This window comes from Variovorax robiniae, assembly GCF_037889955.1.
GTDB classification, from domain to species: domain Bacteria; phylum Pseudomonadota; class Gammaproteobacteria; order Burkholderiales; family Burkholderiaceae_C; genus Variovorax; species Variovorax robiniae.
Window position 1 is genome coordinate 332,509 of the sequence record NZ_JBBKZS010000004.1, and the last position, 25,214, is coordinate 357,722.

General features: G+C 64.6%; 26 protein-coding genes and 1 tRNA gene. 23 read left to right on the forward strand and 4 right to left on the reverse strand.

The features are described from left to right. Together WKW79_RS12540 and WKW79_RS12545 are read right to left on the reverse strand one after the other, a co-directional pair. Complete coding sequence (locus tag WKW79_RS12540; RefSeq protein ID WP_340335481.1) at window positions 1-1,245, reverse strand: CmpA/NrtA family ABC transporter substrate-binding protein; 1,245 nt, start codon at window positions 1,243-1,245, stop codon at window positions 1-3. Between the two features lie 315 nt (window positions 1,246-1,560). Then, window positions 1,561-2,811 (reverse strand): nitrate- and nitrite sensing domain-containing protein, encoded by a 1,251-nt coding sequence (locus WKW79_RS12545; RefSeq protein ID WP_340335482.1) that lies wholly within the window; start codon window positions 2,809-2,811, stop codon window positions 1,561-1,563. 61 nt (window positions 2,812-2,872) lie between these two features. On the opposite strand from WKW79_RS12545, the gene tsaD reads away from it, so the two are divergent. Next, on the forward strand, window positions 2,873-3,910 hold the full coding sequence (gene tsaD / locus WKW79_RS12550) for a tRNA (adenosine(37)-N6)-threonylcarbamoyltransferase complex transferase subunit TsaD (protein WP_340335483.1): 1,038 nt from the start codon (window positions 2,873-2,875) through the stop codon (window positions 3,908-3,910). Here the strand turns inward: tsaD and WKW79_RS12555 are convergent. Together WKW79_RS12555 and WKW79_RS12560 are read right to left on the reverse strand one after the other, a co-directional pair. Then, a complete protein-coding gene (locus tag WKW79_RS12555; RefSeq protein WP_340335484.1) occupies window positions 3,870-4,586 on the reverse strand; it encodes an alpha/beta hydrolase in 717 nt (238 codons plus the stop codon). The genes tsaD and WKW79_RS12555 overlap by 41 nt on opposite strands. 182 nt (window positions 4,587-4,768) lie before the next feature. After that, window positions 4,769-5,143, reverse strand: a complete 375-nt coding sequence (locus WKW79_RS12560; protein ID WP_340335485.1) for an Hsp20/alpha crystallin family protein — start codon at window positions 5,141-5,143, stop codon at window positions 4,769-4,771. 136 nt (window positions 5,144-5,279) lie between these two features. Between WKW79_RS12560 and WKW79_RS12565 the strand changes: the two genes are divergently transcribed. The 22 genes from WKW79_RS12565 to nuoK all read left to right on the forward strand — a co-directional run bounded on the left by WKW79_RS12565 (window position 5,280) and on the right by nuoK (window position 25,211). Further along, the gene (locus tag WKW79_RS12565) at window positions 5,280-6,572 is read left to right on the forward strand and encodes a branched-chain amino acid ABC transporter substrate-binding protein (protein WP_340335486.1); all 1,293 of its coding nucleotides are present in this window, start codon (window positions 5,280-5,282) and stop codon (window positions 6,570-6,572) included. Window positions 6,573-6,765: 193 nt separating this feature from the next. Further along, a complete protein-coding gene (locus WKW79_RS12570; RefSeq protein ID WP_340335487.1) occupies window positions 6,766-7,350 on the forward strand; it encodes a chalcone isomerase family protein in 585 nt (194 codons plus the stop codon). A 28-nt stretch (window positions 7,351-7,378) separates the two neighbouring features. Next, window positions 7,379-8,542, forward strand: a complete 1,164-nt coding sequence (locus tag WKW79_RS12575; protein ID WP_340335488.1) for a pyridoxal phosphate-dependent aminotransferase — start codon at window positions 7,379-7,381, stop codon at window positions 8,540-8,542. After that, entirely contained in the window at window positions 8,542-9,339 is a 798-nt protein-coding gene (locus WKW79_RS12580; protein ID WP_340335489.1) for a helix-turn-helix domain-containing protein, read from the forward strand. Before WKW79_RS12575 ends, WKW79_RS12580 begins: the two co-directional genes overlap by 1 nt. Window positions 9,340-9,443: 104 nt before the next feature. Then, window positions 9,444-10,373 (forward strand): DMT family transporter, encoded by a 930-nt coding sequence (locus tag WKW79_RS12585; protein ID WP_340335490.1) that lies wholly within the window; start codon window positions 9,444-9,446, stop codon window positions 10,371-10,373. Between the two features lie 91 nt (window positions 10,374-10,464). Beyond that, window positions 10,465-10,731 carry a 30S ribosomal protein S15 gene (gene rpsO, locus WKW79_RS12590; RefSeq protein WP_007837783.1) on the forward strand — a complete coding sequence of 89 codons (267 nt, stop codon included), beginning with the start codon at window positions 10,465-10,467 and terminating at the stop codon, window positions 10,729-10,731. A 204-nt stretch (window positions 10,732-10,935) separates the two neighbouring features. After that, window positions 10,936-13,296 carry a polyribonucleotide nucleotidyltransferase gene (gene pnp / locus WKW79_RS12595; RefSeq protein ID WP_340335491.1) on the forward strand — a complete coding sequence of 787 codons (2,361 nt, stop codon included), beginning with the start codon at window positions 10,936-10,938 and terminating at the stop codon, window positions 13,294-13,296. Window positions 13,297-13,356: 60 nt separating this feature from the next. Continuing rightward, on the forward strand, window positions 13,357-14,352 hold the full coding sequence (locus tag WKW79_RS12600; RefSeq protein ID WP_340335492.1) for an NAD(P)H-quinone oxidoreductase: 996 nt from the start codon (window positions 13,357-13,359) through the stop codon (window positions 14,350-14,352). 12 nt (window positions 14,353-14,364) lie between these two features. Continuing rightward, a complete protein-coding gene (gene tpiA, locus WKW79_RS12605) occupies window positions 14,365-15,120 on the forward strand; it encodes a triose-phosphate isomerase (RefSeq protein ID WP_340335493.1) in 756 nt (251 codons plus the stop codon). A 44-nt stretch (window positions 15,121-15,164) separates the two neighbouring features. Continuing rightward, a complete protein-coding gene (gene secG / locus WKW79_RS12610; protein ID WP_340335494.1) occupies window positions 15,165-15,593 on the forward strand; it encodes a preprotein translocase subunit SecG in 429 nt (142 codons plus the stop codon). Between the two features lie 118 nt (window positions 15,594-15,711). Then, window positions 15,712-15,796: transfer RNA gene (locus WKW79_RS12615), tRNA-Leu, on the forward strand. A 58-nt stretch (window positions 15,797-15,854) separates the two neighbouring features. After that, window positions 15,855-16,214, forward strand: a complete 360-nt coding sequence (locus WKW79_RS12620) for an NADH-quinone oxidoreductase subunit A (protein ID WP_213953384.1) — start codon at window positions 15,855-15,857, stop codon at window positions 16,212-16,214. 2 nt (window positions 16,215-16,216) lie between these two features. Beyond that, window positions 16,217-16,699, forward strand: a complete 483-nt coding sequence (locus WKW79_RS12625) for a NuoB/complex I 20 kDa subunit family protein (protein ID WP_340335495.1) — start codon at window positions 16,217-16,219, stop codon at window positions 16,697-16,699. A gap of 7 nt (window positions 16,700-16,706) precedes the next feature. Next, window positions 16,707-17,315: an NADH-quinone oxidoreductase subunit C gene (locus WKW79_RS12630; RefSeq protein ID WP_340335496.1), complete on the forward strand. Its 609-nt coding sequence runs from the start codon at window positions 16,707-16,709 to the stop codon at window positions 17,313-17,315. After that, a complete protein-coding gene (locus tag WKW79_RS12635) occupies window positions 17,315-18,568 on the forward strand; it encodes an NADH-quinone oxidoreductase subunit D (protein WP_340335497.1) in 1,254 nt (417 codons plus the stop codon). Before WKW79_RS12630 ends, WKW79_RS12635 begins: the two co-directional genes overlap by 1 nt. Beyond that, the gene (locus WKW79_RS12640; RefSeq protein ID WP_340335498.1) at window positions 18,565-19,095 is read left to right on the forward strand and encodes an NADH-quinone oxidoreductase subunit NuoE family protein; all 531 of its coding nucleotides are present in this window, start codon (window positions 18,565-18,567) and stop codon (window positions 19,093-19,095) included. The genes WKW79_RS12635 and WKW79_RS12640 overlap by 4 nt, the downstream gene beginning before the upstream one ends. Beyond that, window positions 19,095-20,435: an NADH-quinone oxidoreductase subunit NuoF gene (gene nuoF, locus WKW79_RS12645; protein WP_340335499.1), complete on the forward strand. Its 1,341-nt coding sequence runs from the start codon at window positions 19,095-19,097 to the stop codon at window positions 20,433-20,435. The genes WKW79_RS12640 and nuoF overlap by 1 nt, the downstream gene beginning before the upstream one ends. 16 nt (window positions 20,436-20,451) lie before the next feature. Next, window positions 20,452-22,623: an NADH-quinone oxidoreductase subunit NuoG gene (gene nuoG / locus WKW79_RS12650; RefSeq protein ID WP_340335500.1), complete on the forward strand. Its 2,172-nt coding sequence runs from the start codon at window positions 20,452-20,454 to the stop codon at window positions 22,621-22,623. Beyond that, window positions 22,620-23,696, forward strand: coding sequence for an NADH-quinone oxidoreductase subunit NuoH (gene nuoH, locus WKW79_RS12655; protein WP_340335501.1), 1,077 nt, complete (start codon window positions 22,620-22,622; stop codon window positions 23,694-23,696). Before nuoG ends, nuoH begins: the two co-directional genes overlap by 4 nt. Before the next feature lie 13 nt (window positions 23,697-23,709). Continuing rightward, complete coding sequence (gene nuoI, locus WKW79_RS12660; RefSeq protein ID WP_340335502.1) at window positions 23,710-24,219, forward strand: NADH-quinone oxidoreductase subunit NuoI; 510 nt, start codon at window positions 23,710-23,712, stop codon at window positions 24,217-24,219. A 27-nt stretch (window positions 24,220-24,246) separates the two neighbouring features. Continuing rightward, window positions 24,247-24,906 (forward strand): NADH-quinone oxidoreductase subunit J, encoded by a 660-nt coding sequence (locus tag WKW79_RS12665; protein WP_340335503.1) that lies wholly within the window; start codon window positions 24,247-24,249, stop codon window positions 24,904-24,906. Further along, entirely contained in the window at window positions 24,903-25,211 is a 309-nt protein-coding gene (nuoK, locus tag WKW79_RS12670; RefSeq protein ID WP_340335504.1) for an NADH-quinone oxidoreductase subunit NuoK, read from the forward strand. The genes WKW79_RS12665 and nuoK overlap by 4 nt, the downstream gene beginning before the upstream one ends. Window positions 25,212-25,214 lie beyond the last annotated feature (3 nt).

A 25,214-nucleotide genomic window follows, 5' to 3' on the forward strand; every position in this document is an offset into this window, starting at 1 on the left:
TCAAGCCTGCACACGGAACGAGTCCGCGTACTTCTTCGGGTCCTTGCCATCCCACACCACACCATCGAACAGCTTGCTGGTGCGCAACGGGTCCTTCGGCACGCTGACCTTCATCGCGCCGGCCACGTCCTTGTAGAGGTCGATCTGGTTGATCTGCTTGGCCACCCCCAGGTAGTCCGGATGCTCCTTCAGGATGCCCCAGCGCTTGTGCTGCGTGAGGAACCACATGCCGTCCGACAGGTACGGGAAGTTGACTTGCCCGTCATCGAAGAACTTCATGTGGTTGGGGTCGTCCCAGGTCTTGCCAATGCCGTTCTCATAGCGGCCCAGGATGCGCTGGTTGATCGCGTCGGCGCTGGTGTTGATGTACGACTTCTCGGCCACCGTCTCGGCCATCTTGGCTTTGTTCTGCAGGTTGGCGTCGATCCACTTGCCCGCTTCCATCACGGCCATCATCACGGCGCGGCAGGTGTTGGGGTTGGCCTTCACGAACTCGGCGCGCGTGCCGAGCACCTTCTCGGGATGGTCCTTCCAGATGTCCTGCGTGGTGATCGCGGTCACGCCGATCTTGTCGATGATGGCGCGCTGGCCCCAGGGCTCGCCGACGCAGAAGCCGTCCATGTTGCCCACGCGCATGTTGGCCACCATCTGCGGTGGCGGCACCACGATGACCTTGGCATCGCTGATCGGGCTGATGCCCGAGGCCGACAGCCAATAGTTGAGCCACATCGTGTGCGTGCTGGTCGGAAAGGTGCCGGCAAAGGTGTATTCGCGCTTCTCCTTGGCCATCAGCTTGGCCAGCGAGGGGCCGTCGACCGCGCCCTTGTCGGCCAACGTCTTCGACAGCGTGATCGCCTGGCCATTGCGGTTCAGGCCCATCAGCACCGCCATGTCCTTCTTCGGGCCGCCAGCGCCGACGTGCACGCCGTAGATGAGGCCATAGAGCACGTGCGACATGTCGAGCTCGCCATTGACCAGCTTGTCGCGCACGCCGGCCCAGCTGGCTTCCTTGCTCAGCGTGATCTTCACGCCGTACTTCTTGTCGAGGCCGAGCACCGAGGCCATCACCACGCTGGCGCAGTCGGTCAGCGGGATGAAACCGATCTTCACCTCGGCCTTCTCGGGCTTGTCCGAGCCTTGGGCCCAGACGGCGGCACGCAAGGCGGGGGCGATGCCGACCGCACCCGCGGCGGCGGCCTTCAACGCAGTGCGTCGGCTCAACTTGAATTTCAGCGCATCGGTCATGGGGCGAACTCCGGTCAAAACAACAAAACGAAAAACAAAAAGGCGTCCTCGCCGCGCATCAGCCGCTCGAGTGATTTACGAGTGCATGCGGGCAAGGACGCCTTTGTCCTGTGGGTCAGCGGCATCCGTCGTTGGAGGCCACCTGCCTGACGACCGTCTTTGGTCTATGCCGGGATTGAATGCAAGCGGCGTGCCAGCGATTTGGAGTGGCTGTTTGCTATGAAAGTGATAGCAACAAGCGCTGATGTAGCAGCGCTTTCCGTCCCATCAGGTTGAAATCGAGTCCAGGGCACCCGATTTGTGCAGCGCACCAATTCAGCTTGTGCCCGGCAGGAAGTCCGCCATCGAAAGCACCGACTCGGCCACATCGACCAGCCGCCGGTTCTGGTTCATCGCGGTCTGGCGCAGCATCTTGTGCGCCTCTTCTTCGGTCATGCGCCGGTGCGCCATCAACAGACCCTTGGCCCGTTCCACCAGCTTGCGCTCGTTGAGGCCGGCGCGCACGGCATCCAGCTCGTCGCTCATGGCCTGCAGGCGTTGCGACTGTTCCTGCAGCATGTCGAGCACCGAACGTTCGAGCTGGTGCCCGTACGCCTTGACCGTGGGTGGCTGCGGCGCGATGTCGTCGAAGAAGGCCGACGTTCCCTCCGTACCTGCCACCTGGTCCAGCAGCGCCTCGTTCGCATCTGCCTCGGCCCGCGCCTCGGTGATCTTGCGGTCGCACAGCGCACGCAGGTCGCTCGCCAGCCGGTCCTCGATCGCCTTCATCGCGTCGATGCGCAGCGAGCAGCAGTCGAACCAGACCGTGCTGAGTTCGGAGTCCAGCGGCTCGCCCGGGGCCGTCGTGATGGCCGCACGGCGCAGGCGCTCCAGCTCGGCGGTTTCTTCTCCGGGCTGGCTCTCCTGCCACAGCGTCGCCAGCACCGGCCCGGCGAACTCGGTGAACACATGGAAGCAGCGCTCCTGCGCCGCGATGAGTTGCAGCCACTGCTGCTGGCGCGTTCCGTCATCCACGCCCGCGGCAAATGCGGCCGCGCCGCATGCACGCTCCTGGCCCGCGAACTCCTTGCCCTGCATGAAATTGAACATGGCCGCGAGCAGCCGTGATATCTCCGGGTCCGTCGCGCCATCGGCCGCCTCGAACACTACCGCCAGTAGCCCCGCGATCAGCTTGGCAAAGGCCGCCGAGGCGTCCGCCACGCCGATCTCCAGCGCGCCGACGCGCCGCCGCAGCACGGGCAGGGCATCGAGCCCCGGCAGCACCCAGGCGATGCGGCTGAACAGGCGCGTCCCGCTGCCCAGTCGACGCGCCTCGGCCTGCAGCCCGTCGAAGCCGGCGCGCACCTCATGCTCCAGCCGGATGCATTCGCCGACCTGCACGCTGCGTTGCGCGGCAAAACGTCTGCCCTGCGACGCCAGCAGCACGTTGGAAAGCCCGCGCTCGCGCTGCAGCGCATGCACCAGCCGGCCGATCGTGCCCACCAGTTCGCTGGTGCGCCCGAGCTGGTCCAGTTCGTCGATTTCGCAGCGTCGCGCTGCAACAAGAAAGCTGAGTCCTGATTTCATCGTTGGAAGGTCATGGAGCAACATCCGTGCCCCGAAACCGTGCGGCTTCTACACTCCCTGAATGCTTGTACTCGGAATCGAATCGTCTTGCGACGAAACCGGCGTTGCGCTCGTGGAAGCGCAAGGCAGCGCGACGCCGCTGCTGCGCGCCCATGCGCTGCACAGCCAGATCGCCATGCACCAGGCCTATGGCGGCGTGGTGCCGGAACTCGCCAGCCGCGACCACATCCGCCGCGTGCTGCCGCTCGCGCAGACCGTGTTCTTGGAAGCCGGGCGGGAACTGGCCGACGTCGATGTGGTGGCCTACACGCGCGGGCCAGGCCTGGCCGGCGCGCTGCTGGTGGGGGCGGGCGTGGCATGCGCGCTGGGCGCGGCGCTGGGCAAGCCGGTGCTCGGCGTGCACCATCTTGAAGGCCACCTGCTGTCGCCCTTTTTGAGTGCGGACCCTCCCGAGTTCCCCTTCGTCGCCTTGCTGGTGTCCGGGGGCCACACTCAACTGATGCGCGTCGATGGCGTGGGCCACTACGAGATCCTCGGCGAGACCATCGACGACGCCGCCGGCGAAGCCTTCGACAAGAGCGCCAAGCTCATGGGCCTGCCTTACCCCGGTGGTCCCTGGTTGGCCAAATTGGCGGAGCAGGGTGATGCCACGGCCTTCAAGCTGCCGCGTCCGCTGCTGCACAGCGGCGACCTGGATTTCTCCTTCGCCGGCCTCAAGACCGCGGTGATGACGCAGGCGAAGAAGCTCGGAGACGACCTCGAAACCCGCAAGGCCGACCTGGCCGCGTCGACCCAGGCCGCGATCGTCGAAGTGCTGCTGAAGAAAAGCCTGGCGGCGCTGGAATCCACGGGCATGAAGCGGCTCGTCGTAGCCGGCGGCGTCGGTGCCAACCAGGACCTGCGCCGGCAACTCGACGCAGCCTGCGCCCGGCGTGGCGTTCGCGTGCACTATCCAGAGCTTCAGCTGTGTACCGACAACGGCGCCATGATCGCGATGGCCGCGGCCATGCGGCTGCAAGCCGGCATGGCCGAGGCCAGCCCGCGCTACGCCTTCGACGTCAAGCCGCGATGGCCACTGGATTCCTTGCAGGCGGCGTAGGCGCCAAGGTCGGCAGCGGCAGCACCTGCAGCATGTCGCGCCAGAGCCGCGACCATTGCGGCCAGTCGTGGCCGCCTTCCGTGGTGAAGACGTGGCCTTCGGGCAACACCTCGGCCAGCACCTTGTGGTTGCAGGCGAAGCGGTCGGCCAGCCCGAAGCCCAGGTAGAGCGGCGGCAGCCGCCGGGACGGCGTCGGGAAGGCGTACTGCTGCAACCAGGGCCACAAGAGGCGATCCGCCTCTCCATCCGTCGGCGGCCCTTCGGCCACCCGCCAGGACCGCAGGCCACCGGCGCGGGCGATGTCGGCCCCCAGCGGCCGGCGTCCGAGGTAGGGCGCGAGCGTCACGATCCCGTCGACGCTGCCCGGCGACGCGAGTTCATGGATCAGCGCACCAAAACCGCCGATCGAAATGCCCACCAGCCAGATCGACTTGTAACCCCGGTCCCGTTGCGGCTGGATCACGCCCGAGTGCAGGCGCTCGATGAATGTCTGGTCGTAGTAGTAGGAAACGTTGGCATCCACGATCAACACGTCGGCATCGACGTGATGCTGTCGCACGGCGTCCACGAAACCTTCGCGCTCGAATTCCTCCGGTTTCAGGAAGGCGCCGGGCAGGAAGACCAGCAGCGTGTCGGCGCGCGAATGCGCTTGGGCGGCGTGCAGATGCGTGTCCATCGGTGTTTCGTGTAACAAAAGAGCACCCGATGGCGTCAGCGTACTGACCGAATCCCGGGTGTCAATGTAAGAAAAAATGTTTATTAAACGTCACAATATGTGAGTTTTGTAGGTATTGTGGCTGCAAAATAAACAAAGCCGGCAACTAAAAGTTGCCGGCTTGTGTTTGGGGGGAAGTCGAATCAGAGGATCGACAGGTCGACCTTCCTGGAGACGGGCTGCAACTTGCCCAGCTTCAGGGTCAGCACGCCGTTCTCGAGCTTTGCTTCGCTGGTGGCTGTGTCGATTTCCAGCGGCATCTCGTAGGCCGCCTTGACCTGGCGCTTGGCCTCGGCCTTGCTCTCGACGCGAACCACGGCACCTTCGATGCTGACCGAAAGGTCTTCGCGGCTCAGGCCCGGCACGTCGAAGGACAGCGTCCAACTGGTGTCGTCCTGCTCGATGTTCACGTTGTGGCGCGACACGGTGGCGTTGGCAAAGGCGCGGTTGACGAAGCGCTCGAAGCTGCGGTCATTGACACGTGCAGAGTTGGTGTAGAGGGTGGGTGCAAAGAACATGTGAATCTCCTGAATCCCGAAGGGTCGTTGAGGACAAATGGGGCGGTTGGTCGTGGCCCCTTACACTGCGCGGCCTTTCAAAACATGCGCGCCGCATGCCTCCACATCTAGGCCTGTGCGGACGCCTTTCAAGAGCATGAATCTCTCCAATATTTCGCGCCGCCGGGCCTTGAAATCCGGCGCGCTGGCGCTAGGCGCGCTTGCGGCATCGATGTCGTTCATCTCGCAGGCAAAGCAGGCCGAGCCGATCAAGCTGGCCCTGATCGAAAGCCTCAGCGGCCCCTTCGCCAACACCGGCGAGGCCGTGTTCCGCAACCTGCAATGGGGCGTGGAGCGCGTCAACGCGCGCGGTGGCGTCAAGTTGCACGGCGTCGCCCGGCCGCTCCAGCTCGAACGCTATGACAGCAAGGGCCAGAACGAAGAGGCGCTGTCCGCCCTGCGCGCCGCCATCGACGACGGCTCGCGCATCGTGCTGCAGGGCAACTCGTCCGCCACCGCCGCGGCGCTGCTCGACGCCATCGACAAGAACAACGAGCGCGACCCTTCGAAGCGCGTGATCTTCCTCAACTACTCGGCGGTCGACCCGATCCTGACCAACGAGCGCTGCAGCTTCTGGCACTTCCGCTTCGACGCCCATGCCGACATGCGCGTGACCGCGCTGATGGACGTGATGAAGGACGACACCACGCTGGAGCGCGTGTACCTCATCGGGCAGGACTACAGCTTCGGCCAGTCGGTGTTGCGCGAATCGAAGCGGCAGCTCGGCCAACTCCGGCCCGACATCAGGATCGTTGGCGAGGAACTGCATCCGATGGGCCGCGTGAAGGACTTCGCGCCCTATGCCAGCAAGATCCTCTCCAGCGGCGCGCAGGCCGTGGTCACGGGCAACTGGGGCAATGACCTGACGCTGCTGGTCAAGGCCGCGCGCGAGGCCGGCTACCAGGGCAAGTTCTACACCTTCTACGGCAATGCGCTGGGGGCACCGGCGGCCATCGGCGATGCCGGCATCGGCCGCGTCGTGGCGGTCGCCGACTGGCTGCCGAACGTGCAGACGCCGGCCTCCGAAGCCTTCTACCAATCGTTTCGCACGCGCTTCCCCAAGCCCGCCGACGACTACGTGCACATGCGCATGCAGTTGCTGGTCGAGGCGCTGGCGCAGGCGCTGGAGCGCGCCGGCAGCACCGATGCGGTGCCGCTGGCCAAGGCGCTGGAGCATGCCGACGTGACCCTCGCCGGGCGGCGCGGCCACATGCGCGCGAGCGACCACCAGTTCCAGCAGCAACTCGTGGTCGGCATCATGGACAAGCAAGGTGCGCCCGGCGTCAAGTTCGACGTCGAAGGCTCGGGCTATGGTTTCCGCGTGATCAAGACGATCGACGCGGCGCGGGCCGAAATGCAGACGACCTGCCGGATGCGCCGGGAGGGGTAGCGCCCACCCCGGATACGCCAAGGCGCCAGGCTGGCCGCCAGTGCTCGCGGGGCTGCGCGGAGGATGTTGCTGGAGCGCGTTAAGCCAAAAGGTCACAATCGGCGTCCCCGGGTATGCGATGGAGCGTGCCTGGCGACCGCCGCGCCCATTGCAGGAGCGCGTGGAAATGCAGCTTCTTCAGGGACAAGAAAAGATGACTTTGCGGGTCTTGCGCGCGCGCATCGGCGCGGTATGCATGGTGCTGGCGTTGTTCGCATCGATCGATGCGTCGGCGGCGCCGGTCAACAAGTTCGCCACCACCACGCAGGTTCGCGGCACGCCGTTGATCCTCAACGGCAGCGGCACGCGATACCGCGCGGTCTTCAAGGTCTACGACGTCGGCATGTACACCACGGCCAAGGTCGGCACGCCCGAGGAGGTCATCGCGCTTGCGGGGCCGAAGCGATTGAACTTCATCGCTCTGCGCGATCTCGACACGACGGACGTGGGCCTCGGCTTCGTCAAGACCATGCGCATGAACGCGACCCCGGAGCAGATGCTGCGCCACACGCCCGAGATCAATCGCCTCATCGAGATCTTTTCGACGCGGTCGAAGGTGCTTGCCGGCCAGAGCTTTGCCATGGAATACGTGCCCGGCATCGGCACGACCTTCTTCATCATGAACGAGGCGCAGGGCGCGCCCGTCGGCGACGCTGAATTTTTCGCGATGGTCCTGAACATCTGGCTGGGCCCGTCGCCGGCCGATCCGCTCTTGAAGGATGCGCTGCTGAGCCGTTGAGGGGCGGCATGGCAGGCAGAATCGCCCGATGCGTCAAACCATCCTCCATCTCGAAGCCTCCAAGATCCGTGAAGTCGCCAATGCCGGGCTCGGCCGCGACGACGTGCTCGCCTTCTGGTTCGGCGAAAGCGACGAAGTCACGCCCGATTTCATCCGCCAGGCCGCCATCGATTCGCTCGCCAAGGGCGAGACCTTCTATGCGCACAACCTCGGCCTGCCGGAGCTGCGCGAAGCCATCGCGGCATACGCGAGCAAGCTCCATCCACGCGTCGACGCGGGGCGCATCGCGGTCACCTCTGGCGGCGTCAATGCGCTGATGCTGGCGGTGCAGGCGCTGGTCGATGCGGGCGACGAAGTGGTCGCGGTCACGCCGGTCTGGCCCAACCTCACGGCCCAGCCGGCGATCCTCGGCGCGACCGTGCGCTGCGTCTCCCTGGTGCCCCGAAATGGCGAGTGGACGCTGGACCTCGATGCATTGCGCGCCGCCGTCACGAGCCGAACCAAGCTGCTGATCATCAACGCCCCGAACAACCCGACGGGTTGGACGCTCACGCGCGAAGAGCAGCAAGCCATCCTCGACCACTGCCGCGCCACCGGCACCTGGATCCTGGCCGACGAGGTTTACGAGCGCCTCTACTTCGAGCCCACGCCCAACGGCTGTGCGCCGAGCTTTCTCGACATCTCGACGCCTGAAGACCGTCTCGTGGTCGCGCACAGCTTTTCCAAGAGCTTCCTCATGACCGGCTGGCGCCTGGGCTGGCTGGTGTTGCCGCCCTCGCTGATGGACGGCATGGGCAAGCTCATCGAATACAACACCTCCTGCGCCAGCGTCTTCACCCAGCGCGCCGGCATCGAGGCACTGAAGCGCACCGATGAGGTCACGCCCCGCGTCGTCGCCCACCTGAAACAGTGCCGCGACACCCTGGTGCCTTTGCTGCAAGGCGTTCCCGGCGTCAAGGTCGCGCCGGCGAAGGGCGGGATGTATGCCTTCTTCCAGCTCGAGGGCTTTTCCGATTCGCTCGAAGTCGCCAAGCGCCTGGTCGCCGAAGCCGGCCTCGGCCTCGCCCCCGGCAACGCCTTCGCGCCCGAGGCCCAGGGCTGGTTGCGGTGGTGCTTCGCGTCCAAGGATCCGCAGCGCCTGGTCCAGGGCGTCGAGCGCCTGCGCGGGTGGCTGCTGAGCTCAAGGACCTGATGACCTCGAAACGCGCTCCGGTCGATGCGGTGCGCGTTCGTGGGTCGGCGCTCGCCGGCCTGCAGACCGTTGCGGCGGCGTCGAAACGCAGCTTCCCGCGTCATCTCCATGACGTGTTCGGGATCGGCGTGATCGATCGCGGCGGACAGCGCTCTGACAGCGGACGCGGCGCGGTCGAAGCAGTGCGTGGCGATGTGATCACGGTGAACCCGGGCGAGGTGCACGACGGCATTGCGATGCAAGGCCGGATGCGAACCTGGCGGATGTTGCACTTGTCGCCCGCCTTGGTGTCCGACTTCGCGCCGGGGCTTGAATGGACGCGCCCGGTCCTCAACGATCCGGCGCTTCGATGGCGCGTGCACCGGTTGTTCGTCGCCGTCGCCCAGGGCGCCGATGCGTTGGCGCTCGAGCAGAGCGTGCTGCAACTGCTGCAGGACGCGCCCGGCGGGCCGGTCTCGAGGCCCATGTCGCGCGTGGCCGTCGCGTCCATGGAGCGCGCCCGCGCCCGACTCGCCGACGATTGCGTGAATGTGCCCACGCTTGCCGAACTGGCCTGCGAAGCGGGTTTGAGCCGTTACCAACTCCTGCGCGGCTTTGCCGCCGCCTTCGGACTGCCGCCGCATGCCTGGCTGCAGCAGTGTCGCGTGTCCCGGGCCCGGGCGCTGATCGCCCAAGGAAGCGTTCTGGCCGACGCCGCCGTCGGTGCGGGCTTTGCCGACCAGAGCCACATGACGCGGGCCTTCGTGCGCTTCCTGGGTTTCACGCCAGGCGCCTATGCGGCGGCGCACCGCCATTGATTCGGTCGCTTACCGTCTCGCACCGCCTGCAATTTCGTTCAAGACCGCCCGTCCTCCGTGAGCGACGCTCGTGGCTCTTTCAATCATGGAGCGGGGCGAATTTCATGTCGGAACGAAGCAAGGGCATGTGGCTGTGCGCGCTGGCCATGGTCACGGTGGGCAGCACGGTGGTGGCCAGCAAGGTCATCGCCCATGGATTGCCGCCTTTCACCGCAACGGCGTTGCGCTTTGCCTTGGCGCTGCCGGCATTCGCGCTGCTGATGGCATTGACGCGCACGTCTTGGCCTCGTCCTGACCGGCGCGACCTGCTGCTGCTGGCGTGCCAGGCGGGATTGGGCAGCGTTGGCTACACGGTGCTGCTCATCATGGGCGTGCGGCTGGCGCCTGCCGCCGATGCGGGCGTGGTCGCCGGCACATTGCCTGCGGTCGCCGCGCTGGTGGCCGTGGTCGCGTTGCGTGAGCGTCCGGGGCGCTACCTGGTCGGAAGCGTGGCGTTGGCAACGGCGGGCGTGCTGGCCATCAGCTGGTCGCCGTCCGCTTCCGATGCGGCGATGCGTTCGCCCGCGGCCTTCACCGGCAACCTGCTCGTGCTGGGCGCGGTGTTTTGCGAGGCGGCGTTCATCCTGCTCAACAAGCGCTTGCGCGTGCCGGTCCAGCCATTGGCGCTTTCGACGCTGATGACCGCCTTCGGGCTGTTGCTCTCGCTGGGACCTGCACTGGCGGAGCAGGCCTGGACGCAACCCGTCTCCGCGGATGCGCTGGCCGGCGTGCTCTACTACGCCTTCGTTCCGACCGTGCTGGGCTTCGTGCTGTGGTTCGCCGGCGCCTCGCGCCTGAACGGGGCGGAAGCGGCACTTTTCACCGCGATCCTGCCCGTCTCCGCACTGGTGCTGGCGGCGCTATGGCTCGGCGAAACCATCAGCGCCGCGCAGATCGGCGGGGCGCTTTGCGTGCTGGGCGCGGTCGCCATGGCATCACGGGGCGATTCCGGCGCAAAACACCCGGAAAGACCATCCAGCGCGCTCGGGCTATAATCGACAGGCTTTGCATTCCGCATCGCGCACGGTGCGTGCAGTTCCAGCGCACACCGCAAGTCAAATTCCACCCGGAACAAGGAAATTTCAAATGATCGCAGCCTCCATCAAGGCCGAAGTCGTCAAGGACAACGCCCGCGCCGCCAATGACACTGGCAGCCCCGAAGTCCAAGTCGCACTGCTGACCGCCCGCATCAACGAACTCACCCCTCACTTCAAGACGCACGCCAAGGACCACCACGGTCGCCGCGGCCTGCTGCGCATGGTGAGCCGCCGTCGCAAGCTCCTCGACTACCTCAAGTCCAAGGACGCTGACCGTTACACAGCGCTGATCGCCAAGCTGGGTCTGCGCAAGTAAGCCAACCGCATGCAAGAACGCCTGAGTTAGTCCGCTAGCTCAGGCGTTTTTTACTTCGCGGTTCCATTTCGGAGTGCCCAACAGAGCGAAGCTGTGTCATTCCAGGGAAGTTCGGCTTGAGCTTCGCTGGAATGGCATCGTGTTCTGACGAGCGCTCCAAAGTCCACAGGGTCGCGTGACCCTGCCATCACAACAGGAGCAAACATGAGCCTCTTCAACAAAGTCACCAAGTCCTTCCAGTGGGGCGACAAGACCGTCGTCCTGGAGACGGGCGAAATCGCGCGCCAGGCGTCTGGCGCCGTCAAGGTCGACATCGACGGCACCGTCGTGCTGGCCACGGTCGTTGCTTCCAAGTCCGCCAAGCCGGGCCAGGACTTCTTCCCGCTGACCGTCGACTACATCGAGAAGACCTACGCCGCCGGCAAGATCCCCGGCAGCTTCTTCAAGCGCGAAGCCAAGCCCAGCGAACATGAAACGCTGACCAGCCGCCTGATCGACCGCCCGATCCGCCCGCTGTTCCCCGAAGGCTTCCTGAACGAAGTGCACGTGGTCATCCACACGCTGTCGTTGAACCCTGAAGTCGACGCCGACATCGCCGCCATGGTCGGTGTGAGCGCCGCCCTGTCGATCTCCGGCATCCCGTTCAGCGGCCCGATCGGCGCCGCCCGCGTGGGCTACATCAACGGCCAGTACGTGCTGAATCCGGGCCAGACGGCCCGCAAGGATTCGCAGATGGACCTGGTCGTCGCCGGCACCGAAGCCGCCGTGCTGATGGTCGAATCCGAAGCCCTGCAATTGAGCGAAGAAATCATGCTCGGCGGCGTGGTGTTCGGCCATGAACAAGCCAACATCGCCATCAACGCGATCCACGAACTCGTGCGCGACGCCGGCAAGCCGGTGTGGGACTGGCAAGCCCCGGCCGAAGACGAAGCCTTTGTTTCGAAGGTCAAGGGCCTGGCCGAAGAAAAGCTGCGCGCCGTCTACCAGATCCGCAGCAAGCAAGCCCGCACCCAAGCCCTGCGCGAAGCCAACGCTTCCGTGATGGCCTCGCTCAAGGAAAGCGGCGAACCCTTCGACGCCGGCAAGGTCAACGACCTGCTGTTCGGCATCGAAGCGAAGATCGTGCGCAGCCAGATCCTCGAAGGCGAACCCCGCATCGACGGCCGCGACACGCGCACCGTGCGCCCCATCGAGATCCGCAATTCCGTGCTGCCGCGCACCCACGGCTCGGCCCTGTTCACCCGTGGTGAAACGCAGGCGCTGGTCGTGACCACGCTGGGCACCGAGCGCGATGCACAACGCATCGATGCACTGGCCGGCGAGTACGAAGACCGCTTCCTGTTCCACTACAACATGCCTCCCTTTGCCACCGGCGAAGTGGGCCGCATGGGTTCGACCAAGCGTCGCGAAGTGGGCCACGGCCGCCTGGCCAAGCGCGCGCTCGTCGCCTGCCTGCCGACCAAGGAAGAGTTCCCGTACACCATCCGCGTCGTCTCGGAAATCACCGAGTCGAATGGCTCCTCGTCGATGGCTTCGGTCTGCGGCGGCTGCCTGTCGATGATGGACGCCGGCGTGCCGATGAAGGCGCACGTCGCCGGCATCGCCATGGGCCTGATCAAGGAAGGCAACCGCTTCGCGGTGCTGACCGACATCCTGGGTGACGAAGATCATCTGGGCGACATGGACTTCAAGGTTGCGGGCACCACCAACGGCATCACCGCGCTGCAGATGGACATCAAGATCCAGGGCATCACCAAGGAAATCATGCAGGTCGCACTGGCGCAAGCCAAGGAAGCCCGCATGCACATCCTCGGCAAGATGCAGGAAGCGATGGGCGAGGCCAAGGCCGAAGTGTCGAACTTCGCACCGCGCCTGTTCACGATGAAGATCAACCCCGAGAAGATCCGCGACGTGATCGGCAAGGGCGGCTCGGTCATCCGCGCACTGACGGAAGAAACCGGCACGCAGATCAACATCGACGAAGACGGCACCATCACCATCGCGTCGACCGATCCTGAAAAGGCGGAAGCTGCGAAGAAGCGCATCGAGCAGATCACGGCCGAAGTCGAAATCGGCAAGGTCTACGAAGGCCCGGTCACCAAGATCCTGGACTTCGGCGCGCTGATCAACCTGCTGCCCGGCAAGGACGGCCTGCTGCACATCAGCCAGATCGCGCACGAACGCGTCGAGAAGGTCACCGACTACCTGAGCGAAGGCCAGATCGTGAAGGTCAAGGTCCTGGAAACCGACGAGAAGGGTCGCGTCAAGCTGTCGATGAAGGCCCTGACCGAGCGTCCGGCCGGCATGGAATTCCAGGAGCGTGCACCGCGTGAAGACCGCGGCGACCGCGGTGGCGAGCGTCGTGAACGTGGCGATCGTCCGCCGCGTGGCGACCGTGAGCCGCGCGAGCCGCGTGCACCGCGCTTCGAAGGCGAGCGCAACGAGGCGCCGCGCGAGCCGCGCAACGAACCGCAGCAACAACGCGAAGCCGCACCGGCCCTGGCCGAAGGCCAAAGCGTGTTCGCCTCGCGCGTCGAAGGCGACAACGGCGACCGTCAGCCTTGAGGTCGACTGGCTGGGGCTGCCGGAAGGCGCCCCGGCCTTTTTTCATAGCGGCTGGGTCCCATGAAAGCTATTGAAATCTCCGAGTTCGGCGCCCCCGGGGTGCTGCGCCTGACCGAGCGCCCCGCGCCTGTCGCGGGTGCCGGCGAGCTGCTGATCCGCGTGGCGGCCAGCGGCGTGAATCGGCCCGACGTGCTGCAACGCGCCGGCCACTATCCGGTGCCGCCGGGTGCGTCCGACCTGCCTGGCCTCGAGCTGGCAGGCGAAGTCGTTTCCGGCGATGCCGAGGCGATGGCTGCCGCCGGCCTGAAGGTCGGCGACCACGTTTGCGCGCTGGTCGCGGGTGGTGGCTATGCCGAGCTGTGCGTCGCCCCGGTCGCGCAATGCCTGCCGGTGCCCAAGGGTTGGAGTGACGTCGAGGCGGCCACGCTGCCCGAGACCTTCTTCACCGTCTGGAGCAACGTGTTCGAACGCGGTCGCTTGCTGGCCGGTGAAACGCTGTTGATCCAGGGTGGCTCCAGCGGCATTGGCGTGACGGCGATCCAGCTGGCCAGGGCGCTCGGGGCGACGGTGATCGTGACGGGTGGCAGCGACGACAAGTGCGAAGCCTGCCTGAAACTCGGCGCCGACCATGCGATCAACTACAAGACTGCCGATTTCGTCGAGGAAGCGAAGAAGCTGACCGGCGGCAAGGGTGTCGATGTGATCCTCGACATGGTCGCCGGAAGCTACGTGGCGCGCGAGATCGAATGCCTGGCCGAAGACGGCCGGCTCGTGATCATCGCCGTGCAGGGCGGCATCAAGAGCGAGATCAATGCGGGCCTGGTGCTGCGCAAGCGTTTGACGGTCACCGGCTCGACGCTGCGTCCACGCCCCATCGCATTCAAGGCCGCGATCGCGAAGGCCTTGCGCGAAAAGGTCTGGCCATTGCTGGAACGCGGCGCCATCAAGCCCGTGATCCACAGCCGCTTCGCGGCGCGAGAGCAGGGCGGCGCGGTGAAGGCGCACGAACTGATGGAGTCGAACCAGCACATCGGCAAGATCGTGCTGACCTGGTAGGGCAATCGAGAAATGACGATTCACAAGAACAAGCTGATCGCGGGCAACTGGAAGATGAACGGCAGCCTGGCTGCCAACGCGGCGCTGGTGGAAGCGCTGAAGCAGGGCGTGGGCGAACCGGCCTGCGACGTCGCGCTGTGCGTGCCGGCGCCTTACCTGGCGCAGGTGCAGTCGCTGGTGGCGGGCTCGCCGCTGGCGCTGGGTGCGCAAGACGTGTCGGCTCAGGCGCAAGGCGCCTACACCGGCGAGCAGTCGAGCGCGATGTTGAAGGACTTTGGCGTGCGCTATGCCATCGTCGGGCATTCGGAGCGCCGCCAGTACCACGGCGAGACGGACGCGACGGTGTCCGCGAAGACGGCCGCCGCATTGTCCAACGGTATTACGCCGATCGTCTGTGTCGGCGAGACGCTGGCGGAACGCGAGGCAGGCCAGACCGAGGAAGTGGTCAAGCGGCAACTCGCCGCGGTGATCCACGTCAATGGCCACTGCATCAGCGAAATCGTGGTGGCCTATGAGCCCGTGTGGGCGATCGGCACCGGCAAGACGGCCACGCCCGCGCAGGCGCAATCGGTGCACGCGTTGCTGCGTGCGCAGTTGCATCACGCCGCGAGCGAACACGCGGCCGGCATCCGCATCCTCTACGGCGGCAGCATGAATGCGGCCAATGCGGCCGAGTTGCTCGCACAACCCGACATCAACGGTGGCTTGATCGGCGGTGCGTCGCTCAAGGCCCCTGACTTTTTGCAAATCATTGCGGCAGCGCGCTGAGCCTCAGCGCACTGCGATACGAATCGAACCTGGAGTAAGAACGAATGAACGTGTTTCTCAACATCTTGACGGGCGTGCAGATGCTCGCGGCGCTGGCGATGATCGGCCTGATCCTGATCCAGCATGGCAAGGGCGCCGACATGGGTGCGGCCTTCGGCAGCGGCAGTGCCGGGAGCCTCTTTGGTGCAAGCGGCAGCGCCAATTTCCTGTCGCGCACCACGGCGGTGTTGGCGGCGGTTTTCTTCGCCTGCACGCTCGGCTTGGCCTACCTCAGCCATGCTCGCCCGAGCAGCGGTGGCGGCAGCCTGATCGAGCGCGCCGCGACCACCGCACCAGCGCCCGCACCGGTCGCTCCGGCGTCGGGTTCGGCCGCGCAAATCCCTGCGACGCCAGCTCCGGCGGCGGGCACTGCTGCACCGGCCGCAGAACCGGCCGCACCCGCTGGTGGCGCAGCGCAGATTCCTGCAAAGTAAATACGTAGTTCGATGCACTCGGTGCAAGAAAACGTTTCATTTCAGGGTAAACTCTGACTCTGTCTGGAAAGCCAAATCCTTCACGGTCCTCATGCCATCCAGATAGACAAGAAAAACCGCGGTCGTGGTGAAATTGGTAGACACGCTATCTTGAGGGGGTAGTGGCGAAAGCTGTGCGAGTTCGAGTCTCGCCGACCGCACCAAATCTCACGGGCAGGAAATCGCTTCCTGCCCGTGGCAAGCGGTGATAGAACCTTCCCGATGAACCTCGAAACATACCTCCCAGTCCTGTTGTTCATCCTGGTCGGTATCGGGGTAGGCATTGCGCCCCAGATCCTCGGCTACATCCTCGGGCCGAATCGTCCCGACTCTGCAAAAAACTCCCCTTACGAGTGCGGCTTCGAAGCTTTCGAAAATGCCCGCATGCAGTTCGATGTCCGCTACTACCTGGTGGCCATCCTCTTCATCCTTTTCGATCTTGAAATCGCTTTCCTGTTTCCGTGGGCCGTCGCGCTGAAGGAAGTGGGTGCAGCAGGTTTCTGGGCCGTCGTCATCTTTCTCGCCATCCTTGTCGTGGGCTTCGTCTACGAGTGGAAAAAAGGCGCGCTCGACTGGGAATAACAATGGCCATTGAAGGCGTTTTCAAGGAAGGCTTCGTCACCACGTCGTACGACGCCGTAGTGAACTGGGCCAAGACCGGCTCGCTGTGGCCCATGACCTTCGGTCTGGCCTGCTGCGCGGTCGAGATGATGCATGCGGCTGCCGCGCGCTACGACATCGGCCGCTTCGGCGCCGAGGTGTTCCGTGCCAGTCCACGCCAGTCCGATCTGATGATCGTGGCCGGCACGCTGTGCAACAAGATGGCGCCGGCGCTGCGCAAGGTCTATGACCAGATGGCGGAGCCGCGCTGGGTGCTGTCGATGGGTTCGTGCGCGAACGGTGGTGGCTACTACCACTACAGTTATTCGGTCGTGCGCGGCTGCGACCGCATCGTGCCGGTCGACGTCTACGTGCCGGGCTGTCCGCCAACCGCCGAAGCGCTGATCTACGGGATCATCCAGCTTCAGCAGAAGGTTCGCCGAACCAACACCATCGCGCGGGCCTGAGCATTTCATGACCACTTTTGCGATTGCTCCCGAAGTCCTCAGGGACACGATCTCCGCCGCGCTCGGCGACAAAGTCGCCAGCATCAAGGTGGCGCTGGGCGAGGTCACCGTGACCGTCAAGGCCGACGCCTACCTCGAGGCGATGGAAGCGCTGCGCGATGCGCCTGGCTGCAAGTTCGAGCAGCTCATCGACATCTGCGGCATGGACTACTCGGCTTGGCGCGACACGGAATGGGATGGCCCGCGCTACTGCGCCGTGTCCCATCTGCTGTCGGTGTCGCTGAACCAGCGCGTGCGCGTCAAGGTGTTCTGCCCGGACGACGACTTCCCCGTCATTCCCTCGGTCATGCACATCTGGAATTCGGCCAACTGGTTCGAGCGCGAGGCCTTCGACCTCTACGGCATCGTGTTCGATGGCCACGTCGACCTGCGCCGCATCCTGACCGACTACGGCTTCATCGGTCATCCGTTCCGCAAGGACTTCCCGCTGTCGGGCCATGTCGAGATGCGCTACGACGAAGAACTGCGGCGCGTGGTCTACCAGCCCGTGACGATCGAGCCGCGTGAAGTCACGCCGCGCATCATCCGCGAAGAGAACTATGGAGGCCTGCAGTAATGGCCGACATCAAGAATTACACGTTGAATTTCGGCCCGCAGCACCCGGCCGCACACGGCGTGCTGCGCCTGGTGCTGGAGCTGGACGGCGAGGTCGTGCAACGCGCCGACCCGCACATCGGCCTGCTGCATCGCGCCACTGAAAAGCTCGCAGAAGGCAAGACCTTCATCCAATCGTTGCCGTACATGGACCGTCTCGACTACGTGTCGATGATGTGCAACGAGCACGCCTACTGCCTGGCGATCGAGAAGCTGCTCGGCCTCGAAGTGCCGATCCGTGCGCAGTACATCCGCGTGATGTTCTCCGAGATCACGCGCCTGCTGAACCACCTGATGTGGCTCGGCTCGCATGCCAACGATTGCGGTAGCTCCACCGTGCTGATCTATGCGTTCCGTGAACGCGAAGACCTGTTCGACATGTACGAAGCGGTGTCGGGCGCGCGCATGCACGCGGCCTACTTCCGTCCGGGTGGCGTCTACCGCGACCTGCCGGACACCATGCCGCAGTACACGGTCAGCAAGATCAAGAATGCCAAGGCGCTCGCTCGCATGAACGAGAACCGCCAGGGTTCGCTGCTGGACTTCATCGATGACTTCACGAAGCGTTTCGTGAAGCACATGGAGGAGTACCACACACTCCTGAGCGACAACCGCATCTGGAAGCAGCGCACGGTCAACATCGGCGTGATGACGCAAGAGCGTGCGTTGAGCCTCGGCCTGACGGGTCCGATGCTGCGCGGCTCCGGCATCGCCTGGGACCTGCGCAAGACGCAGCCCTACGACGTCTACGACCGCATGGATTTCGACATCCCCGTGGGCAAGACCGGTGACTGCTACGACCGCTACCTGGTGCGCATGGAAGAGATGGCGCAGTCCAACCGCATCATCAAGCAGTGCGTCGACTGGCTGCGCGTGAACCCGGGTCCGGTCATCACCGACAACCACAAGGTGGCGGCGCCCGCACGCGAATCCATGAAGTCCAACATGGAAGAGCTGATCCATCACTTCAAGCTCTTCACCGAAGGCTTCCACGTGCCGGAAGGCGAGGCCTATGCGGCCGTCGAACACCCGAAGGGCGAGTTCGGTATCTACCTGGTCAGCGATGGCGCCAACAAGCCCTATCGCCTGAAGATTCGCGCGCCCGGATTCGCGCACCTTGCCGCGCTCGATGAAATGGCGCGCGGCCACATGATCGCCGACACCGTGGCGGTGATCGGAACCCTGGACATCGTGTTCGGAGAGATCGATCGATGAGCAATCCCCACCACACGCCTGCGAGCCCGCAGGTGATCGACGACGCGATGCGCGCACTGTTTGCGCGCGAGGTCGCCAAGTACCCGGCCGAGCAGGCGCAATCGGCCGTGATGGCCTGCCTGCAGATCGTGCAGAAGGCGCACGGCTGGGTCAGCATCGACAGCGAGAAGGTCATTGCCGACTACCTTGGTATGCCGCAGATTGCCGTCCATGAAGTGACGACCTTCTACAACATGTACAACCAGCATCCGGTGGGCAAGTTCAAGCTCAACGTGTGCACCAACCTGCCGTGCCAGTTGCGCGACGGCGTGGTTGCGCTGGCGCACCTGGAGAAGAAGCTCGGCATCAAGATGGGCGACACCACGGCGGATGGCCTGTTCACGCTGCAACAGAGCGAATGCCTGGGCGCGTGCGCCGATTCGCCGGTGATGCTGGTCAACGACGTGACCATGTGCAGCTTCATGAGCAACGACAAGCTCGACCAGCTCATCGACGGCCTGCGTGCGGCCGAAGGGAGTGCCTCGTGATGAACGCCGATCAAGTCCTCGCCCAGTTCCAGGCGACGGGCGTCCAGACCTGCTTCCACAATCGCCACATCGAGCCGCAGATCTATGCGGGCCTCGACGGCACCAACTGGCGCATCGCCGACTACGAAGCGCGCGGCGGCTACACCGCGCTGCGCAAGATCCTGACCGAAGGCATGACGCCGGACCAGGTGATTGCAGAGGTCAAGAGCTCCGGCCTGCGTGGCCGCGGCGGCGCGGGCTTCCCGACCGGCCTGAAGTGGAGCTTCATGCCCCGCCAGTTCCCGGGCCAGAAGTATCTCGTCTGCAACTCGGACGAAGGCGAGCCGGGTACGTGCAAGGACCGCGACATCCTGCAGTTCAACCCGCACATCGTGATCGAAGGCATGGCCATCGCCGCGTACGCGATGGGCATCAGCGTCGGCTACAACTACATCCACGGCGAGATCTTCGCGTCGTACGAACGCTTTGAAGAAGCGCTGGAAGAGGCGCGTGCGGCCAGCTACCTGGGTGACGGCATCATGGGCAGCACGTACAACTTCCAGTTGCACGCGGCCCACGGCTTCGGCGCCTACATCTGCGGCGAAGAAACCGCGCTGCTCGAATCGCTCGAAGGCAAGAAGGGCCAGCCGCGCTTCAAGCCGCCGTTCCCGGCGAGCTTCGGCCTCTACGGCAAGCCGACGACGATCAACAACACCGAGACCTTCGCGGCCGTGCCGCGGATCATCAACAACGGTGGTCCGGCCTACCTCGAATGCGGCAAGCCGAACAACGGCGGCACCAAGATCTATTCGGTCAGCGGTGACGTGGAACTGCCCGGCAACTACGAAGTGCCGATGGGCACGCCGTTCAGCAAGCTGCTCGAACTCTGCGGCGGCGTGCGCAAGGGCCGCCAGCTCAAGGCGGTGATCCCGGGTGGATCGTCCTCGCCGGTGCTGCCGGCGTCCATCATGATGGAATGCACGATGGACTACGACTCCATCGCCAAGGCCGGCTCGATGCTGGGCTCGGGCGCCGTGATCGTCATGGACGACAGTCGTTCGATGGTCGAGTCGCTCAAGCGCCTGTCGTACTTCTACATGCACGAATCCTGCGGCCAGTGCACGCCCTGCCGCGAAGGCACGGGCTGGTTGTACCGCGTGGTCGAGCGCATCCACAACGGGCAAGGCAAGGCCACCGACATGGACCTGCTGAACTCGGTGGCCGACAACATCCAGGGCCGCACGATCTGCGCATTGGGCGACGCTGCGGCGATGCCGGTGCGCGCCATGATCAAGCACTTCCGCCACGAGTTCGAGGCGCTCATTCCGGGCTACGTCCCTGCAGCGGCCGCCAAGGCCTGAGGGACGGGAAAAACATATGGTTGAACTGGAAATCGACGGCAAGAAGGTGGAGATCACCGAAGGCAGCATGGTCATGCATGCGGCCGACAAGGCGGGAACCTACATCCCCCACTTCTGCTATCACAAGAAACTCAGCATCGCGGCCAACTGCCGCATGTGCCTGGTCGATGTCGAGAAGGCGCCCAAGCCGATGCCGGCCTGCGCCACGCCGGTGACGCAGGGCATGATCGTCCGTACCAAGAGCGACAAGGCCATCAAGGCCCAGCAATCGGTGATGGAGTTCCTGCTCATCAATCACCCGCTCGACTGCCCGATCTGCGACCAGGGCGGTGAATGCCAGTTGCAGGATCTGGCCGTGGGCTATGGCGGTTCTTCTTCGCGTTACGAGGAAGAGAAGCGGGTCGTGTTCCACAAGGACGTCGGCCCGCTGATCAGCATGGAAGAGATGAGCCGCTGCATCCATTGCACGCGCTGCGTCCGCTTCGGCCAGGAAGTGGCTGGCGTGATGGAGCTCGGCATGATCCATCGCGGCGAACATTCCGAGATCACGACGGTGCTCGGCGAGACGGTGGATTCCGAGCTCTCCGGCAACATGATCGACATCTGCCCGGTCGGCGCGCTCACCAGCAAGCCTTTCCGCTACAGCGCCCGCACCTGGGAACTGTCGCGCCGCAAGTCGGTGGCGCCGCACGATTCCTCGGGCGCTAACCTGATCGTGCAGGTCAAGAACAACAAGGTGATGCGCGTCGTTCCGCTGGAGAACGAGGACGTCAACGAATGCTGGATCGCCGACCGCGACCGCTTCTCCTATGAAGCGCTCAACAGCGACGAACGCCTGACGCAGCCCATGCTGAAGCAGGGCGGCAAGTGGCAGGCCGTCGATTGGCAGACCGCGCTGGAATACGTCGCGAACGGCCTGCGCCAGATCAAGACCGACCATGGCGCTGCGGCCATCGGCGCCCTCGTGAGCCCGCACAGCACGGTGGAAGAACTGGCGCTGGCCAGCGGCCTGGTGCGTGGCCTTGGCAGCGACAACATCGACTATCGCCTGCGCAATGCCGACTTCACCGCGACCAGCGGCATCCGCTGGCTCGGCACCTCGATCGCCTCGCTGTCACAACTGCAACGCGTGCTGGTCGTCGGCTCGAACCTGCGCAAGGACCATCCGCTGTTTGCCCAACGCATCCGCCAGGCGGCGCGCAAGGGTGGGGCGGTTCACTCGATCAATTCGAGCAAGGAACTCGCTTCGCGCGATGGCTGGGCGATGTCGCTCGCCAGTGCGCAGACGGCTTCTTCGGGCGAATGGCTTTTGGCGCTGAACAACCTGGCGTCGGCCATCGGTGCGGAGAAGGGCGTTGCCACGCCGGCCGCAGGCGATGCGAACGATGCGGCCAAGGCACTTGCCAAGTCGCTGCTCGGCGGCGAACGCAAGGCCATCCTGCTCGGCAATGCTGCCGCCCACCATCCGCAGGCTTCGCAACTGCTGGCGATCGCGCAGTGGATCGGTGAGCAGACTGGCGCGAGCGTCGGCTACCTCACCGAAGCCGCCAACACGGTCGGCGCGCAATGGGTCGGCACCACGCCGAAGAGCGGTGGCCTCAACGCGGCCCAGATGCTGACGGGCGGCCTCAAGGCCGTGATCCTGCTGAACAACGAGCCCGAGTTCGACTCGGCCATCGGCGCCGATGCGCCGGCCGGCCTCGAGCATGCGCAGATGGTCGTGACCTTGAGCCCGTTCAAGGCCAACCTCGCGTTCAGCGACGTGCTGCTGCCGATCGCGCCCTTCACTGAAACGCCGGGCACTTTCGTGAATGCGGAAGGCCGCGTGCAGAGCTTCCACGCCGTCGTCAAGCCGCAAGGCGGCGCACGTCCGGGCTGGAAGGTGCTGCGCGTGCTGGGCAACATGCTGGGCCTGCAAGGCTTCGACTTCGAGTCGTCGCAAGAAGTGCTGGCATCCGTCCAGGGTGCGGCTGCGACGCATGTCCCGGCGGACCGCCTGAGCAATGCGGCGCCCGCAGTTGGCAATTTCCCTGCCGTGGCGCAAGGCGCCTCCGTGGTGCCTGCGGTGGCGGCCATTTATCAACTCGACGGCCTGGTGCGACGCGCGACTTCGCTTCAGCTGACAGCAGATGCCCGCGGCCAGGCTGTGCGCGGCACTGTTCCGACGCTCGACGGAGTTCCCGCATGATCGACGCCATCTACGGATTTGGCCGCGGACTGAGTTCTGCTGGTTGGTGGGTCGGCGGTGGCTGGCCCGTGATCTGGTCGTTGATCAAGATCGTCTGCGTGCTGCTGCCGCTGCTGGGCGCCGTGGCCTACCTGACGCTGTGGGAGCGCAAGTTCCTGGGCTTCATCCAGGTGCGTCTCGGCCCCAACCGCGTGGGCCCCTTCGGTTTGTTGCAGCCGATCGCCGACGCGCTCAAGCTGCTGACCAAGGAACTGATCAACCCCTCGGCCGCGAGCCAGGGCCTGTTCCGTCTCGGCCCGATCATGGCCATCATGCCGGCGCTCGCCGCCTGGGTGGCGATCCCATTCGGCCCGGAAGCCGTGCTGGCCAACGTCAACGCCGGCCTGCTGCTGATCATGGCGATCACCTCCATCGAGGTGTATGGCGTGATCATCGCGGGCTGGGCCTCGAACTCGAAGTACGCCTTCCTCGGCGCGCTGCGTGCTTCGGCACAGATGGTGAGCTATGAAATCGCGATGGGCTTCTGCCTGGTCGTGGTCATCATGGTCACTGGCAGCCTGAACCTCGGCGACGTCGTCGCGGTGCAGGGCAAGGGCACCTTCGCCAACATGGGCCTGGGCTTCCTGTCCTGGAACTGGCTACCACTGCTGCCGATCTTCATCGTCTACGTGATCTCCGGCGTGGCCGAGACCAACCGCCACCCCTTCGACGTGGTGGAAGGCGAGGCCGAAATCGTGGCCGGCCACATGGTCGAGTACTCGGGCATGGGCTTCGCGATCTTCTTCCTGGCCGAGTACGCCAGCATGTGGCTGGTGTCGATCCTGGCCGCGCTGATGTTCCTGGGCGGCTGGCTCTCGCCGGTCGGCTTCCTCGACTGGATTCCGGGCTGGATCTGGCTGGGCGCGAAGACCTTCTTCGTGGTCTCGCTGTTCATCTGGATTCGCGGCACCTTCCCGCGCTTCCGTTATGACCAGATCATGCGTCTGGGTTGGAAGATCTTCATTCCGGTCACCCTGGTGTGGCTGCTGGTGGTCGGGGGCTGGATGCAGACGCCCTGGAACATCTGGAAATAAGCGGAGAGAAAAAATGACAGCCGTTGCTGCCTCCTCCTTTTCGGTCAAGGACTTCTTCAAGAGCTTCATGCTCGCGGAGTTGTTCAAGGGCATGATGCTCACCGGAAAATACGCGTTCAAGCGCAAGATCACGGTCCAGTTCCCCGAGGAAAAGACACCGCTTTCCCCGCGCTTCCGCGGCCTGCATGCGTTGCGCCGCTATGAAAACGGCGAAGAGCGCTGCATTGCCTGCAAGCTCTGCGAAGCCGTCTGCCCGGCGGTGGCGATCACCATCGAATCGGAAGTCCGTGACGATGGTTCGCGCCGCACCTCGCGCTACGACATCGACCTGACCAAGTGCATCTTCTGCGGCTTCTGCGAAGAAAGCTGCCCGGTCGATTCGATCGTCGAGACGCACATCCTCGAATACCACGGCGAAAAGCGCGGCGACCTGTATTTCACGAAGGAAATGCTGCTGGCCGTGGGTGACCGCTACGAAAACGAGATCGCGGCCAACAAGGCCGCGGACGCGAAGTACCGCTAAACGGCAGACGCCCCAAAGAAAAATTCCATGGACGTCAAGACTGGCTTCTTCTATCTGTTCTCGGTCGTGCTGCTGTTCGCAGCCTTCCGGGTGATCACCGCGCGCAATCCCGTGCATGCGGTGCTGTACCTGATGCTTGCGTTCTCGCAGGCGTCGGCGGTGTGGCTGCTGTTGCAGGCCGAGTTCCTGGCCGTCGTGCTGGTGCTCGTGTACCTCGGCGCCGTGATGGTGCTGTTCCTCTTCGTCGTGATGATGCTCGACCTCAACGTCGACAGCTTGCGACAGGGCTTCTGGAAGCACTTCCCGCTGGCCGCAGCGGTTGGCGTGGTCATCGCGCTCGAAATGGCCTACGTGCTCATGGGCGGCTTCTTCCGCCAGATGCCGGCCGTGGCGCAGACGGCGGCCAGCCAGGTGTCCAACACCAAGGCGCTGGGCATCCTGCTCTACACCGAATACCTCTATCCCGTGCAGATCGCGGCCGTCATCCTCGTGGTGGCGATGATCGCGGCCATCGCACTGACGCTGCGGGCACGCAAGGACACCAAGTTCGTTCACGTCGACGACCAGGTCAAGGTCAAGGCGCGCGATCGCATGGCGGTGGTCAAGCTGGCCGCCACGCAACCTGCACCAGCCCCGGCACCGCCGGCTGAAACGGCACCCACGGCCGCAGCGGAGAAAAAAGCATGACCTTGTCGCTCCCTCATTACCTGTCGCTTGGCGCCATGCTGTTCGCGATGTCGGTCGTCGGCATCTTCCTGAACCGCAAGAACCTGATCGTGCTGCTGATGTGCATCGAACTGATGCTGCTCGCGGTCAACATGAATTTCGTCGCGTTCTCGCACTACCTGGGCGACATGCACGGCCAGGTGTTCGTGTTCTTCATCCTGACGGTGGCCGCGGCCGAGTCGGCCATCGGGCTGGCGCTGCTGGTGCTGCTGTTCCGCAACAAGTCGAACATCAACGTCGACGAATTGAACGCACTCAAGGGATAACAA

Bases quoted from the DNA above. Each gene is read 5' to 3' on its own strand.
- WKW79_RS12540 (WP_340335481.1), bottom strand. From the start codon at position 1,245: ATGACCGATGCGCTGAAATTCAAGTTGAGCCGACGCACTGCGTTGAAG.
- WKW79_RS12545 (WP_340335482.1), bottom strand. From the start codon at position 2,811: ATGAAATCAGGACTCAGCTTTCTTGTTGCAGCGCGACGCTGCGAAATC.
- tsaD (WP_340335483.1), top strand. From the start codon at position 2,873: ATGCTTGTACTCGGAATCGAATCGTCTTGCGACGAAACCGGCGTTGCG.
- WKW79_RS12555 (WP_340335484.1), bottom strand. From the start codon at position 4,586: ATGGACACGCATCTGCACGCCGCCCAAGCGCATTCGCGCGCCGACACG.
- WKW79_RS12560 (WP_340335485.1), bottom strand. From the start codon at position 5,143: ATGTTCTTTGCACCCACCCTCTACACCAACTCTGCACGTGTCAATGAC.
- WKW79_RS12565 (WP_340335486.1), top strand. From the start codon at position 5,280: ATGAATCTCTCCAATATTTCGCGCCGCCGGGCCTTGAAATCCGGCGCG.
- WKW79_RS12570 (WP_340335487.1), top strand. From the start codon at position 6,766: ATGACTTTGCGGGTCTTGCGCGCGCGCATCGGCGCGGTATGCATGGTG.
- WKW79_RS12575 (WP_340335488.1), top strand. From the start codon at position 7,379: ATGCGTCAAACCATCCTCCATCTCGAAGCCTCCAAGATCCGTGAAGTC.
- WKW79_RS12580 (WP_340335489.1), top strand. From the start codon at position 8,542: ATGACCTCGAAACGCGCTCCGGTCGATGCGGTGCGCGTTCGTGGGTCG.
- WKW79_RS12585 (WP_340335490.1), top strand. From the start codon at position 9,444: ATGTCGGAACGAAGCAAGGGCATGTGGCTGTGCGCGCTGGCCATGGTC.
- rpsO (WP_007837783.1), top strand. From the start codon at position 10,465: ATGATCGCAGCCTCCATCAAGGCCGAAGTCGTCAAGGACAACGCCCGC.
- pnp (WP_340335491.1), top strand. From the start codon at position 10,936: ATGAGCCTCTTCAACAAAGTCACCAAGTCCTTCCAGTGGGGCGACAAG.
- WKW79_RS12600 (WP_340335492.1), top strand. From the start codon at position 13,357: ATGAAAGCTATTGAAATCTCCGAGTTCGGCGCCCCCGGGGTGCTGCGC.
- tpiA (WP_340335493.1), top strand. From the start codon at position 14,365: ATGACGATTCACAAGAACAAGCTGATCGCGGGCAACTGGAAGATGAAC.
- secG (WP_340335494.1), top strand. From the start codon at position 15,165: ATGAACGTGTTTCTCAACATCTTGACGGGCGTGCAGATGCTCGCGGCG.
- WKW79_RS12620 (WP_213953384.1), top strand. From the start codon at position 15,855: ATGAACCTCGAAACATACCTCCCAGTCCTGTTGTTCATCCTGGTCGGT.
- WKW79_RS12625 (WP_340335495.1), top strand. From the start codon at position 16,217: ATGGCCATTGAAGGCGTTTTCAAGGAAGGCTTCGTCACCACGTCGTAC.
- WKW79_RS12630 (WP_340335496.1), top strand. From the start codon at position 16,707: ATGACCACTTTTGCGATTGCTCCCGAAGTCCTCAGGGACACGATCTCC.
- WKW79_RS12635 (WP_340335497.1), top strand. From the start codon at position 17,315: ATGGCCGACATCAAGAATTACACGTTGAATTTCGGCCCGCAGCACCCG.
- WKW79_RS12640 (WP_340335498.1), top strand. From the start codon at position 18,565: ATGAGCAATCCCCACCACACGCCTGCGAGCCCGCAGGTGATCGACGAC.
- nuoF (WP_340335499.1), top strand. From the start codon at position 19,095: ATGAACGCCGATCAAGTCCTCGCCCAGTTCCAGGCGACGGGCGTCCAG.
- nuoG (WP_340335500.1), top strand. From the start codon at position 20,452: ATGGTTGAACTGGAAATCGACGGCAAGAAGGTGGAGATCACCGAAGGC.
- nuoH (WP_340335501.1), top strand. From the start codon at position 22,620: ATGATCGACGCCATCTACGGATTTGGCCGCGGACTGAGTTCTGCTGGT.
- nuoI (WP_340335502.1), top strand. From the start codon at position 23,710: ATGACAGCCGTTGCTGCCTCCTCCTTTTCGGTCAAGGACTTCTTCAAG.
- WKW79_RS12665 (WP_340335503.1), top strand. From the start codon at position 24,247: ATGGACGTCAAGACTGGCTTCTTCTATCTGTTCTCGGTCGTGCTGCTG.
- nuoK (WP_340335504.1), top strand. From the start codon at position 24,903: ATGACCTTGTCGCTCCCTCATTACCTGTCGCTTGGCGCCATGCTGTTC.